Source organism: Vibrio sp. 10N.222.46.A1, assembly GCF_041473595.1.
GTDB classification, from domain to species: Bacteria; Pseudomonadota; Gammaproteobacteria; order Enterobacterales; family Vibrionaceae; genus Vibrio; species Vibrio tasmaniensis_A.
Map to the genome: position 1 here is coordinate 1 of NZ_JBFRSN010000135.1, position 14,702 is coordinate 14,702.

Annotated in this window: 7 protein-coding genes and 1 tRNA gene; 5 read left to right on the forward strand and 3 right to left on the reverse strand. The window is 45.8% G+C overall.

Features of this window, described 5'->3' with window-relative positions; all coding sequences use genetic code 11:
* On the reverse strand, nucleotides 1-6,129 hold a 6,129-nt coding region (locus tag AB4496_RS04850), incomplete at its 3' end, for a VCBS domain-containing protein (RefSeq protein WP_372130646.1).
* A gap of 233 nt (nucleotides 6,130-6,362) precedes the next feature.
* Here AB4496_RS04850 and AB4496_RS04855 point away from each other — a divergent pair.
* From AB4496_RS04855 to AB4496_RS04875, 5 genes are all read left to right on the forward strand, one after another.
* Nucleotides 6,363-6,827: a hypothetical protein gene (locus AB4496_RS04855; protein WP_009845527.1), complete on the forward strand. Its 465-nt coding sequence runs from the start codon at nucleotides 6,363-6,365 to the stop codon at nucleotides 6,825-6,827.
* A gap of 99 nt (nucleotides 6,828-6,926) precedes the next feature.
* Nucleotides 6,927-8,369, forward strand: a complete 1,443-nt coding sequence (locus AB4496_RS04860) for a TolC family protein (RefSeq protein WP_009845526.1) — start codon at nucleotides 6,927-6,929, stop codon at nucleotides 8,367-8,369.
* A gap of 11 nt (nucleotides 8,370-8,380) precedes the next feature.
* Nucleotides 8,381-10,123 (forward strand): efflux RND transporter periplasmic adaptor subunit, encoded by a 1,743-nt coding sequence (locus AB4496_RS04865; protein ID WP_009845525.1) that lies wholly within the window; start codon nucleotides 8,381-8,383, stop codon nucleotides 10,121-10,123.
* Nucleotides 10,120-13,263 carry an efflux RND transporter permease subunit gene (locus AB4496_RS04870; protein ID WP_009845524.1) on the forward strand — a complete coding sequence of 1,048 codons (3,144 nt, stop codon included), beginning with the start codon at nucleotides 10,120-10,122 and terminating at the stop codon, nucleotides 13,261-13,263. The genes AB4496_RS04865 and AB4496_RS04870 overlap by 4 nt, the downstream gene beginning before the upstream one ends.
* 107 nt (nucleotides 13,264-13,370) lie before the next feature.
* The gene (locus AB4496_RS04875) at nucleotides 13,371-13,943 is read left to right on the forward strand and encodes a cupredoxin family protein (protein WP_009845523.1); all 573 of its coding nucleotides are present in this window, start codon (nucleotides 13,371-13,373) and stop codon (nucleotides 13,941-13,943) included.
* A 108-nt stretch (nucleotides 13,944-14,051) separates the two neighbouring features.
* Here the strand turns inward: AB4496_RS04875 and AB4496_RS04880 are convergent, their stop codons facing one another.
* Both AB4496_RS04880 and AB4496_RS04885 read right to left on the reverse strand, forming a co-directional pair.
* A complete protein-coding gene (locus AB4496_RS04880; RefSeq protein ID WP_004731488.1) occupies nucleotides 14,052-14,309 on the reverse strand; it encodes a hypothetical protein in 258 nt (85 codons plus the stop codon).
* A 317-nt stretch (nucleotides 14,310-14,626) separates the two neighbouring features.
* Nucleotides 14,627-14,701 (reverse strand) — tRNA-Gly (locus AB4496_RS04885).
* Between the last annotated feature and the right edge of the window lies 1 nt (nucleotide 14,702).

Here is a 14,702-nt window from a genome sequence, read left to right on the forward strand (position 1 = left end):
AACATCGTGTCCATCAAGCACAAATTTACCTTGTGTTGCTGGTGGTAGATCTGTGATTGCAACTGAATGTAGCGTATCGCCACTATCAACATCCGTAAATCCAAACTGACTCGCTTGCATTTGATAATGCGTGTCTTCAGTGCCGTTACTTAGCGCAACTTGGGTAACGGTTGGCGCATCATTGGTGCCTACAACGTCTATGTGCAACTCGTATGCCGTTCCATCATAACTATGAACACGGTAGATAACGGTTTCAGTTTGCCCTTGAGCAAGGTGTTGCAAATTGGCATTATTAACGCTGTACCCCCAATTGCCCAAGCTATCAATACGTAACATGCCACCAAACGGATCGTGAACTGCTGATTCACCAAACTGGCTGTATTGGAATTTATTCTCCCCGCTATCTGGATCCACAACTTGTAGTCTTCCATTCGCGAGCTCAGTTGTAACCCCTGCATTGTGGCTGCTGTGTGAACCATCTTCAGTGACGTGGTCAGTTGTTACTTCTGAAATGATGGCGCCGTCTGGGGTAGCGGTGAGTGTGGTAGACGCCCCTGTATGAGTCGTTCCGCCATGCGCATCTGTCACATCATAGCTAAAATGAACTTGGCCGTTATAGTCTTTGGTTGGAGTAAAAGTGTAGGTGCCGTCTTGATTATCGACAACAGACCCGTGATCGACTAGCAGATTCGCAACGGTGAGTTTGCCTAGGTCGTTGCTATCCACGTCTATAGTGTTTGCTAAGAGTTCGGTGGCCGTGATGGTTTGCGCGAGGTCTTCTTTACCGCTGTTGAGCTGCACTTCTGAAGAGCAGTATGGACGGTCGTTGTCGCCATGAATGGTGATAACAATATCATGACTGGTACCGTCTTTACTTTGTATCGTTATCGTATCAGTGAGTGTCTCATTTGCACCAAGTTGATCAATCGTCGATCCTACATTTGTTGTTAATCCACCATTTACATCAGCAGTGCCGGTCGCAACACCATAAAACCATTTACCATCTGTATTAAGAATCAAATGGCCATAATTTCCATGATAGGTATAACCAATACCTTTAGAATCAAAACTATTCTCGCCGGTATCTGGATCGATGATTGTTAGTTGCCCCTCAACATGAATCATACTATTAGTTAAATGCGCCATACCTGACTGGGCAAAGTCTGGCGACATATCAGGGTTTCTGTTTTCATAAACATCGCCAGTATCCACACCTGATATAACGGCTTTATCTCCAATCGCATCAATATGAAGAGTGTTAGTAGCCTCTTGTGAGTCAACATGCCCATCGTTAACAGTATATTTAAACTGAACATCGCCATTAAAATCTTGCGCAGGAACGAACTGAAGTTTACTGATGTCAGCTGTAGGGATGTGTTGCCCCGCTGTAACATCGTGTCCATCAAGTACAAACTTACCTTGTGTTGCTGATGGTAGATCTGTGATTGCGATGGAATGTAACGTATCGCCTGTGTCGATATCACTGAATCCAAACTGACTGGCTTGCATTTGGTAATGCGTATCTTCAGTGCCATGTGCAAGTGTCGTCGCAGTAATGCTCGGTTGATCGTTGGTGCCTGTCACCGTTATTGTTATATCGTGGGCAGTGTGGTCTGCAGAGTAAACACGATATACAACTTTTTCTACTTCACCTTCAGCTAATGATTGCAAGCGACTATTGGCTACTTCATATCCCCAAGCGCCACTTGGTGTAATGCGTAAAAAACCACCAAAGGGATCGTGAATCGCCTGTTCTCCTAATAACAGATTGACCTGAAAATGGTCTTGCCCTGCATCAGGATCTGTCACACTCAGCAAACCCGATGCAACGACAGGCTGTAATGAACTGTGACCCACATTATGATCTTCAATAATCGTTCCGGTATCACTACCGCTTATAACCGCTTTATCAGCAACAGCACTTAAACTGCTGGTAGCTCCAGTATGAGTGACACCGCCATGTGCATCTTTGACATCATAGGTGAAATGAACTTTACCGTTATAGTCTTTTTCTGGTGTGAAAGTGTATGTACCATTTTGGTTATCTAAAATCGAGCCGTGATCTGGATGAAGGTTTGCTACTGTAAGCAGTCCAGAGTCATTTTTATCGACATCTATTGAATTTTGTAACAGTTGTGCAGCTGTAATGGTTTGTCTCGTATCTTCAGTACCTGCGTTGAGTTGTACTTCTGAAGAGCAATAAGGCCTGTCGTTACTACCATTGATAGTGATGACTATATTATGTGGTGTTCCATCTTTTGTGTGAACGGTGATAGTGTCTGTGAGTGTTTCACCCTCACCTAACTTATCGATAGCGGAGCCTCTGGTCGTGGGCCTTCCACCAATGTGACTGAGACTTCCAGCATCGGCATAGTAATTCCAATCGCCATTTGGATTTAAAATTAAGTCACCATATGTACCGTGATAGTTATACCCCACATTATTATCAGCAAAGCCAGACTGACCAGAGTCAGGATCAATCACAGATAAATGTCCATTAGCGTTTAGTGTACTAACTCGAAGTGTCGCCATACCCGATTGAGCATGATCTGGTGACATATTATCTCCAGCAGCTTTCTCAGTGACACTTGCAGTATCTATTCCACCTACCACAGCATTATCATTAGTGCCGTTCACTGTAATGGTGACTTGATGAGGTGTGCCATCGGCTGAATGAACGGTAATGGTATCAGTAGCGGTTGCGCCATTACCTAACGCTTGAACGATAGGATTGGTGTTATCAAGATCGTACGTCCAAGCGCCATTATCTGTTAGATGTAATGTACCTAAGGAGCCTTGGATATCAGTATTGGCAAAGTGTGCTTCACCGCTATCGGTATCAGTAATGGTTAATGTGCCAGTAGTTTGTAGTTGTGTCTCTTCTGTTACTGCGCCAGCACTTGTACCGCCAATTACAGCCGTATCATTGGTGCCATTTACTGTGATAGTCACTTGATGTGGCGTGCCATCAGCAGAATGAACAGTGATGGTATCGGTAGCGGTTGCTCCTTTGCCTAGCGCTTGAACTTGTGGATTCGTATTATCTAAATCGTAAGTCCAAGTGCCGTTATCAGTTAAATGTAAAGTGCCTAATGTGCCTGCAATATCAGTGTTGGAGAAGTGTGCTTCACCAGTATCTACGTCAGTGACAGTCAGTGTACCTGACGTCTGAAGTTGAGATTCTTCAGTCACTGCACCAGAGTTTGTCCCGCCAATGATGGCCTTGTCGTTAGTACCATTAACCGTAATAGTAATTTGATGTGGTGTGCCGTCAGCAGAATGAACAGTAATGGTATCGGTAGCGGTTGTTCCTTTACCTAACGCTTGAACGGTTGGGTTGGTGTTATCTAAGTCGTAAGTCCATGTCCCCGAATTAGTGAGGTGTAAGGTGCCTAAAGTCCCAGCAATATCGGTATTGGAGAAGTGCGCTTGACCGGCATCAACATCAGTCACAGTCAGTGAGCCAGAGGTTTGAAGTTGAGATTCTTCGGTGACCGCGCCAGCACTTGTTCCGCTTATCACGGCTTTGTCATTGGTACCATTAATAGTAATTTTGATGGTCGAAGGTGTGCCATCAATAGACGACACCGTGAAGGTCTCTTCGACTTTATCGCCGACATTCAATTGATTAAACGCGCTGTTGGCGATGAACACCCAATGCCCATTAGCATCAATAGTTAGGTCGCCGTTAGATCCAACAATGGAATCTGGCGTGAATGCGTTATCTGGGTTATCGACGTCGATACTGGTTAGGGTGCCTGAGGTTGTCACCGCTTTGTCGGTTTCATCGATGGCAACGGTCGCACTGCTGACAGTAGCTGTGTCGTTAGTACCGTTAATTGTCACCTTGATAGTGGACGGTGTGCCATCAACAGACGACACCGTGAAGGTTTCTTCTACTTTATCGCCGACGTTTAATTGATTAAACGCACTGTTGGCGGTGAATACCCAGTGGCCAGTGGTATCAATGGTGAGATCACCGTTGGTGCCTGAGATAGAATCTGGTGTGAAGGTATTGTCTGGGTTATCAACATCGGTACTGGTGAGGGTGCCTGAGGTGGTTACCGCTTTGTCGGTTTCATAGATGGCAACGGTCGCACTGCTGACAGTAGCTGCGTCATTAGTGCCATTTACTGTGATAGTCACTTGATGCGGCGTGCCATCAGCAGAATGAACGGTGATGGTATCAGTAGCTGTCGAGCCCTTACCTAATGCTTGAACGGTCGGGTTAGTGTTATCAAGATCGTACGTCCAAGCCCCCGAATCGGTTAGATGTAGCATACCAAACGAGCCTGCAATATCGGTACTTCCTGTGGATGAAGTAGCGAAGTGCGCTTCGCCAGTATCTACATCCGTTACCGCAAGTGTGCCCGAGGTCTGAAGTTGGGACTCTTCGGTTACCACGCCGGCACTGGTTCCGCTTATCACGGCTTTATCATTGGTGCCGTTAACGGTAATTGCAATTTGATGAGGAGTGCCGTCGGCGGAGTGGATGGTTATGATGTCTGTTGTCGCAGAGCCTTGACCAAGAGCCTGAACTTGTGGGTTTTTATTATCTAGATCGTAGGTCCAATCGCCATTGTCTTTAAGGTGTAAAGTACCCAGTGTCCCCTTGAGGTCGGAATTAGAAAAATGCGCCTCTTTTGAGTCGATATCGGTGATGTTGAGTTGGCCTGAAACCGTTAGGTCTTTATCTTCAGTAACTTGGCTTGAGCCATTACTTGTCCCGATAGCGAAAAACGAACTTGGTGAATTTGCTGTACTACTCGTGATTACTGCATGGTCGTTGGTGCCATTGATCGTAACCATAACTTGATGCGCTGTACCATCAGCTGAGTGAACAGTGACGATGTCTGTCGCAGTTGAACCTTGGCCAAGTCTTTGAACTACTGGGTTATTGTTGTTTAAGCTGTATGTCCACGCACCGTCTTTGGTTATGCTTAGCGTACCGAAATTACTAGTCACTTGTGAGGCTTGAAAGTGGTCCTCTCCAAGATCAGAGTCCGTTACCGAAAGCTGCCCTTGAACTTGTGTCGTTAAATCTTCAGTTAACGTGCCAGCATCCACACCCGTAATTACGGCGTTGTCGTCGTTCCCACCAATCGTCATATCGATGGTTTGCGGTGTGCCGTCTTTGGTGTGAATAGTGAAGCTTTCGTGCAATGAAGTGGCTGCGGTTAAAGCTTGAACATTAGAGAGCGAGTTATCAACTTGATACTGCCAGTGTCCATCAGCATCGATAGTTAATGAACCATATTTACCTGAGATAACTTCCGGCGTAACCGAACTTTCATTTTGATCAGGGTCTATGACATCAATTTTACCGTTCGCATGTAACAAGCCTTGTGAATCAATATTGTGATCTTCTGTTACGACACCTGTTAGGTCTCCAGAAATATTTGGCGTGTCTTGCTTACCTGTTACCGGTACCTGAACAATGATGCTCGAGCCATTAGATAGATGTAACGCAAAATGGTCAGTACCTGATTGGTGCTGATTTAACAGGATGTATTGAGGAGAATTTGGATTCAATACGAATGTGTATTGACCATTGGCATCAACATGAAGCTCTCCGTAGGTACCTTTTATAACTTCTGGCATAAAGGTGACGGGTAAAGCGGGCGTCGTAGGCGCATTCGAATGAGTCGGCTGACCGTTACTCCCTGAGGAGATAGTAGGCATCGATACCGAAGGAATGTAATGGACTTGCGGGTGAGAAAGCGTCGATAAATGATGAGAAGGAACCAGGTGAGAGCTCGAACCATGGGCGGCATGACTTGCACTTAAGGTCGAGTTTACGTCGCTGTCGCTCGTTTGAGCCTCTTGATGAGTAACCGCTGATGAGTCGGTTTTTCCATGGTGGTCGCTGGAATCTTTTGCTGTCACGTTATTTGCGGTTACTTGATCTGCAGCGTCACTGGAATTGTCTATGCTCTCTGCAGCAGCGTGTTTAGCCAATGATGGCAAAATCATCATGAGTGACTGAAAAAGTGGGATATTCACTTTTAGATGTGAATGCAGTCTGCGCTTCTTTTTTTGTGTTGGTTTCTTTTGTTCTAGCTTGTTACTTTTCTTATTTTTGATTTCTGTATTTTTCTTGTTTGCTTCGACGTTTTTTTTGTTAGCCATTTTTATCATCCGTGAATCGTGGTTGCACTATCTTAAGTAAAATACACAGATAGAGGTTTCGCTAGCTAATTGGATAATTTTTAAAGAAAAAACTGCAAAGTCGAAGAATTATCTCATTTTGATGAAAGAGAGGATGAATACTTTTTCAACGGTCAGGCAAATATCGGCACAATGGCATTGACCTTACCCTAAGGGGAACGTTTATAGTTGCGTTGTAAATTCAAAGGTAAGCTATGACAAACACATTCCGAAAAACTTGGATTATTGTTTTCAGCATCATTGCGATGTTGATGTCTAGCTATGCCTCAAGCTCCTCAGCCTTGATGACTGAAGTAATGATGTTGGAAATGAGCTCGGGTAAGTCGGCTTGTTACCACAGCGATACTTCGGTTAATGACTCAAAGGCGGGATGCCATGTGATGAGTGAAGAAGTACACGCTGAAGACTCTAACATGAGTGCCCATGCTTTGATGGCTCAATTCGATATGTCTTCAATGAGCGAAGACGGCAGTCCGATGATGGGTAACCATTGTTCGAGTGCCGATTGCTGTGCCTCAATGTGTTCTGCAAGTCCCTATCCAATCCAGGCTGTTCAAGCCGTTGATCAACTTTCCTTTTCATTAGCTCGTTTTCAATCGGTCACGATTGGCCAGAAAGTCGCACGCGCTCAATCTTTGCTACGCCCACCTTCCGCATAAATCTATATCTAAAAATACAGTTATATCAGTTAGATAAATCTGATAAGCCATTCTTTTTTATGCGCTAATTAGCGCTAGATATGGACATTCATTGTGAATATGAAACCAACAACCTCTGTGTTTGTCATGAACACGAGCTTAGTGGTTGCTGCTGCCTTGCCTATGGCCTTGTTTTCAAGTGCTACGCTCGCGGCTACCACGGCGTCAGCTTCAAATGCTCAACACATTTCAGCACATGACCAAGCAAGCTCGACGCAGCAACTCAATACACTGATTGAGATTGCTTTAAGCGAAGATGGAAATCGCAAACAGTACTTTGCTCAGTCTCAAGCGATGCGAGAAACGGGCATTGCCAGCGCAACCTTGATGGATCCGAAACTAAAAGTCGGATTTGGTGGTCTGCCAGTCGATCGCTTCCAGTTTGATGAAGACCCAATGACCAATATCTCGGTTGGTCTGATGCAGCAATTTGAACGTGGCGATACGCTGGATCTACAGCAGAAAAAAGCGGGGCAGCAAGCGGATGGTTTGGCTTTGCAGGTGCAAGCAAGAGAATTGACGGTTGCGAATAGCATGACGCAGCTTTGGCTTGAGTTAGGTTATCAGCAAAAGGCTGAGTCGGTGATTCGTCAAAATCGTCGTTTGTTGGTTGAGCTTGAAAACTATGTACAAACCAATTACTCGATTGGTAAAAGTGAAGCGCAAGATCTGCTTAATGCTCAGCTCCAAGTGAGCAAGCTTGATGAGAAACTTCAGGCAAACCAGCAGGTTCAGCGTCGTCTAATCTCTCAGCTTTCTGAATGGTTGGGTTCTGATTGGCTAGGCTCTCAGGTTCTTGATTCTCAGGGCACACTGAATGCAACTAACCAAATCGATTGGTCGTTGTTGGAAAGCAAATTAGCGACCAATATCGATTCATCCAAGCACTACCAGCTACTGACTGACCATCCTTTGGTTAAGATCTCCGATGTCAGTATTTCCTCCAATCAAACTCAGGTTGAGTTAGCAGAGCAAGCTTATACGCCACAGTTTGGGGTCGAAGTGATGTATGCACACCGTCAAGCCAACAACATGGCGGGTGAACCTGCTTCTGATCTGGTGAGTGCTTATCTGACAGTCGACATCCCGCTGTTTACAGGGAACCGACAAGATAAAAACTTATCGGCTGCTCAGTATCAAGTTGGTGCGGCTAAATCTCAAAAAGACACCTTACTTTCCCAAATGAACGCACAAGTGAACGCATTGCTGGTGGACAGATCAAATCTGATCCAGCGATTAGAGCGCTATCAAACGTCTTTGCTTCCTCAAACCGCAGCACGAATCAGTGCGGTTGAGAGGGGCTATCAAAACAATACCGCTCAGTTTAACGATGTCATTTTAGCAACGACCGATGAGTTGGCGCTTAAGTTAGAGCAACAACGTTTGATCACCGATCTCAACATCGTTAACAGCAAACTGGCGGCGTTAGTCAGTGGCTTTGAATACCAAGTAAACCAACCACAACTCAACTCAAGCGCAACTAAACACACAGCCAATCAATAAGGGAATAGACAATGAGTACAGTAAAAGTAGCAACAATCGCTTTATTGGTCGGTGGTGCATTGGGTTTTAGTGTGAATCACTTTGTCGTTGGGTCAGCACATAACATGTCAGCAATGGCAACGAGTACAGGCGCCGAAGTAAGTAAACAAACCAAGGATGAACCTCTGTATTGGGTGGCTCCGATGGACCCAAATTATCAGCGAGACAAGCCGGGTCAGTCACCAATGGGGATGGATCTTATCCCTGTATATGCTGACGATGTGAACGGCGGAGCCAAAGATAAGCCCGGAACCGTGTTTATTGATTCTTTTGTGGAAAATAACCTTGGCGTGAAAACCGCACAAGTCACGAGAGAAGCGCTATCACCACGCATTGAAACGGTTGGCTACGTGGCATTTGATGAAAGTGCGCTATGGCAAACCAACGTCCGTGTTTCTGGTTGGGTGGAAAAACTCTCCATCAACGCAGTAGGTGAGAAGGTAAACAAAGGTGATGTGCTTTTCACACTCTATTCTCCAGAGCTTGTTAAAGCACAAGACGAGTTGATCAGTGCTTATAAAACGGGTCGTAAAGGTTTGATCAAAGGTTCGACTGAACGCTTAATTACCTTGGGTGTTGATAAGACTCAAATCCGCTCTATTACGCGCAAAGGCAAAGCTTCGCAAACCATTGAAGTCAAAGCGCCAGCTGATGGTGTCATCGCAAGCCTGAATATCCGAGAAGGTGGTTACCTTTCACCTGCACAAGCGGTGATCAGTGCAGGCCCATTAGGTGAAGTATGGGTTGATGCTGAGGTGTTTGAGCGTCAAGCGCACTGGATCTCGTCAGGCAGCAATGCGGTGATGACTCTAGATGCCATTCCCGGCAAAGAGTGGTTAGGTAATGTCGATTACGTGTACCCAATCCTTGATCCAAAAACTCGAACCTTGCGTGTTCGTTTGAAGTTCTCCAACCCAAATGGCGAGCTTAAGCCAAATATGTTTGCCAATATTGCGCTGAAACCCATCAGTGATGAAGCTGTCCTTACTATCCCAAGATCTTCGGTGATTCACTCCGGTGGTATGACTCGAGTGGTGATGTCAGAAGGTTCTGGCAAGTATCGCTCTGCTCGTATTGAGGTTGGTCGTGAAGCTGGCGAAAAAATAGAAGTGCTTCAAGGGCTGGAGCAAGGTGAAAACATTGTCACTTCTGCGCACTTCATGTTGGATTCTGAATCGAGCCAATCTGCTGATCTGTCACGCATCAATAGTGTTGAGGAAGAAGCTGAAACCGTATGGGCGAACGGTGAAATTTCCGACGTTATGCAAGGCAGTCGTATGGTGATGATTAACCATCAGCCTGTTCCAGAATGGGATTGGCCGGGCATGGTGATGAACTTCACCTTTGCGGAAGGCTTGGACATGAGTGACGTGGAACGTGGTAAGGCAATTGACTTTGAGATGCGAAAGACAGAGTCAGGGCGATACGAGGTTGTTGATTACAAGGTCAACAAACACAAGATCGCCGGCGAAGTTTGGGTAACGGGTGACATTACCATGTTGATGGCAGATTTTGGCATGATCACTGTAAAACATCAGCCAGTCCCTGAGTGGAATTGGAAAGCGGGTGAAATGAATTTCCAAGCCAGTGATGACCTTGATTTATCTGAGTTTGCCGAGGGTCAAACCATTCGGTTTCTAGTGGCGAAGCAAGGTTCTGATTATGTGCTCAAATCTCTCGAACCGACGAATAGCACGGGTGAGGGCGAACTATGATCAATGCAATTATTCGCTGGTCTATTAGCAACCGTTTCTTAGTGCTGGTTGCCACTGTCGCCATCGTATTTGGCGGTTTATACAGCGTTAAAAATACACCTGTCGATGCCATTCCTGATTTGTCAGATGTTCAGGTAATCATCAAAACCAGTTATCCGGGTCAAGCCCCACAGGTGGTCGAGGATCAGGTGACCTATCCATTGACCACCGCCATGTTAGCTGTACCGGGTGCTGAAACAGTTCGTGGCTACTCGTTCTTTGGTGATTCCTATGTCTATATCATCTTCAATGACGATACCGATATGTACTGGGCGCGTTCACGAGTGTTGGAGTACTTAAGCCAAGTTGCACCTAACTTACCATCGAGTGCCAAGCCAACACTAGGACCCGATGCAACCGGTGTGGGCTGGGTTTACAGCTACGTGTTGCAAGATAAAACAGGTCAGCACGACTTAGCGGAACTTCGTAGTTTGCAAGATTGGTTCTTGAAGTATGAATTGCAAACTGTAGAAGGCGTGTCTGAAGTGGCGACCGTTGGCGGCATGGTGAAGCAGTATCAAGTACAGATTGATCCTGCCAAGTTACGTGCATATGACCTGACGCTTCAGCAAGTCAACAAGGCGATCCAAGATGGTAATCAAGAAACAGGAGCGTCTGTTGTTGAGATTGCGGAAGCCGAACATATGGTTCGTACCACCGGTTACCTGACAAGCATCGAAGATATTCAATCTCTGCCGCTAAAAGTGACCGACAAAGGTACTCCGCTGCTATTAGGTGACATTGCTGACATTAATCTTGGCCCGCAAATGCGTCGTGGTATCTCGGAACTCAATGGTGAGGGTGAAGCGGTTGGCGGCGTTATTGTGATGCGCTTTGGTGAAAATGCCAGTGAAGTGATCGACTCGGTGAAATCCAAGCTCGCTGAACTGCAAGCTGGCTTACCTGATGGTGTCGAGATTGTCGCAACTTATGACCGTTCTACTTTGATTGATTCAGCCGTTGAAAACCTTTGGAAGAAGCTGGCTGAAGAGTTCATCGTGGTCGCCGTCGTGTGTGCGCTGTTCTTGTTCCATATCCGATCATCACTGGTTATCGCGCTAAGTCTGCCTGTCGGTATCTTAGGCGCATTCATCGTTATGCATTGGCAGGGTATTAACGCCAACATTATGTCTCTTGGCGGGATCGCGATTGCGATTGGCGCCATGGTGGATGGTGCCATCGTGATGATTGAGAACGTTCATAAACACATTGAACGGACTCCGCTCACTGACAAAAACCGTTGGCAGGTGATTGGTAAGGCAGCAGAAGAAGTTGGCGCACCGCTGTTCTTCTCTCTGATTATCATTACCTTGAGCTTTGTGCCTGTGTTCGCGCTAGAAGGGCAAGAGGGCAAGATGTTCTCGCCACTTGCGTTTACCAAGACGTATGCGATGGCTACAGCAGCCGGTTTGGCAATCACGCTGGTGCCTGTGTTAATGGGTTATTTCATTCGCGGTAACGTGCTACCTGAACATAAAAACCCAGTAAACCGTAGCCTAGTGGCGATGTATAAACCGCTTCTAAACCTCAGCCTAAAATATCCCAAGGTGATGATTGTTATCGCACTTGGCTTAATGGCGTCTGCTTATTACCCAACCAGTAAGCTTGGCAGCGAGTTCATCCCTCCTTTGGACGAAGGGGATTTGATGTACATGCCAACCACGTATCCGGGCATCTCAATAGGTAAGGCTCGTGAGTTGTTGCAACAAACCAACAAGCTCATCAAAACCATTCCAGAAGTCGAAACCACGTGGGGCAAAATTGGTCGAGCAGAGACGGCAACCGATCCTGCGCCACTGACCATGATTGAAACGGTTATTCAGCTTAAACCGCGAGAACAGTGGCGTGACGGTGTCACTACTGAGTCTCTGCGTAAAGAGTTTGATGATCTGATTCAATTCCCCGGTTTGACCAACGCTTGGGTCATGCCAATCAAAACACGTATCGACATGTTGGCGACGGGTATTAAAACGCCAATTGGTATCAAAATCGCAGGCCCAGATCTGAGCGTGATTGAGGATATTGGCTCTCAACTTGAACCCATCCTCAATAGCGTGAGTGGTACTGCTTCTGTCTACGCTGAGCGTGTTGCGGGTGGTCGTTATGTGACGATAGACATCAAGCGCCGCTCTGCTGCTCGTTACGGATTAAGCATCAAAGAGGTTCAGCAGGTTATTTCGACCGCAGTTGGCGGTATGAATGTCGGCGAAACGGTAGAAGGGCTAGAGCGTTATCCAATCAATGTCCGTTATCCGCAAAGCTATCGTGATTCTGTCGTTAAGTTGCAGAACCTGCCGTTAGTGACACCAAACGGAGCGCGAATTGCTTTGTCTGATGTTGCAGATATTCGCTATGAAGATGGACCACCAATGATTAAGACGGAGAACGCGCGTCCTAATGGCTGGGTGTTCGTTGACATCGAAGGTCGCGACCTTGGTTCTTATGTGGCAGAGGCGCAAAAAGTCGTTACAGATAAAATCGTCTTGCCTGCTGGATATTCATTGGCGTGGTCTGGTCAATACGAATACATGGAGCGCGCCAAAGAACGTTTAAGTGTCGTTGTGCCAATCACCATCGCAATCATCATGTTGTTGCTCTACCTCAGCTTCCGCCGCGTTGGTGAGGTGATGATGATCATGCTGACGTTGCCACTCGCAATGGTTGGTGGTTTATGGCTGATGCATGTCCTCAATTACAACTTCTCCATTGCAGTGGGGGTGGGCTTTATCGCCCTTGCCGGGGTAGCTGTTGAGATAGGTGTGATCATGTTGGTCTACCTAAATCAAGCATGGCACTACAAGAAGTTGGATGCGGAGCAGAACCAGAAAGCACTTCAGCGTGAAGACCTAACGGATGCTATTCGTGAGGGCGCAGGACTGCGTGTTCGCCCAGTTATGATGACAGTACTTACGGTGATTATTGGCCTCATTCCAATTATGTATGGCGAGGGTACGGGCTCTGAAGTGATGCAGCGAATTGCTGCGCCGATGATAGGCGGAATGGCGTCTGCACTATTGCTTACCCTACTGGTGTTGCCTGCAATCTTTAAGCTCTGGAAACAGCGTGAGATTACGCATAGCCAAAACGAACCAAACAAATAACGTATTGATTATTAGCCCTTACTGACCAAAAACAGAGTGAGTAAGGGCGTACCACATGAACATGTGAAACTAACAAATAAATAACTGAATTAATCTAAGGAACGATCATGAAAAAGACACTTATTGCGATTGCACTGATGTTAACTACTGCAACGGCTTTTGCTGAAATGGACCATTCGAATATGGACCACTCAAATATGGATCACTCGATGATGAAGAGTGGAGAGATGAATCATTCAAAAATGGATCTCAGCATGATGAAGGATGGAAAGATGGACCATTCGAAGATGATGAATATGGAAGGCATGTCTGAAGTGGGTATGCCTGCGACAGGCGCAAAGCCGGATAAAGTGGTTCATGTTCTGCTAAGTGACGATATGAAAATTACATTTAAGAACAAGGTTGATATTGAGCCGAACGACGTGGTGCAGTTCGTTGTGATGAACACGGGCAAGATTGATCACGAATTCTCGATTGGTTCTGCTTCAGAGCAGTTAGAGCACCGTGAAATGATGAAAAACATGGGTAATCACGCTCATGACTCGGGCAGCACAGTTACAGTTAAGCCGGGCAAAGCGAAACAGATGCTTTGGCATTTCCATGGTGATAATAACGTAGAGTTCGCGTGCAATATTCCTGGTCACGCTGAAGCGGGTATGGCGAAGTCGATAACGCTTTAGGCATTATCTAATAGAGCTAGAAATAGCTGCTGGGAAAGTACTAAAAACAGAAAGCTAAAAGATAAGTCTTAGCTCATCGCGCTAGTTGAGACTTATCTTTCTTGGCCATTACTGTAATAGGATCGATGTTTCCAGTAGGTGGTGTGCTTCGCCGCTCAGGTGCGGTAGCTCTGCCATGATCTTTTTAAACTTGTCGTCGATTGATTCTGCTTCATTCAGCGATCGAAAAGCCAGTACAGCTTGTTCAGGCTCGCTGTTCACATAACCTTTCAATGTATCTAGCTGAATTTTATTGGCATTTTCAACTTTTGCTAAAGCGACATTAATTGCTTCGATGTTAATTGTTAACTCATTGCTTTTAAACATTTTTTATTATTTATGGGTTGTTGCTAATGCGCGCACATTAACACAATGATTTTTGCAGATATTGACCAAGATTATTAAATTGGAACAATTTTGAAAATCGTTAAAAGCTAGACTGCAATATGTAATGGGAAAGGTTTAAGAAATTCGAAGCGATTTAAGGAGTTAATAGCGCTAGCTGCTTAATTAGCGTTGGTTGGTTAGACTTAACAAAATGGGTTTAAGCTATATGGATTAATGCTTATAGGTTTAACGAGCGGAGAAGTTTTTTGAATAGGGTATCGCTGGAAGAAAACACGTAACAAAACATAAGGAGGAATTGGAGCGTGCAGCGGGAATCGAACCCGCATCATCAGCTTGGAAGGCTGAGGTAATAGCCATTATACGATGCACGCA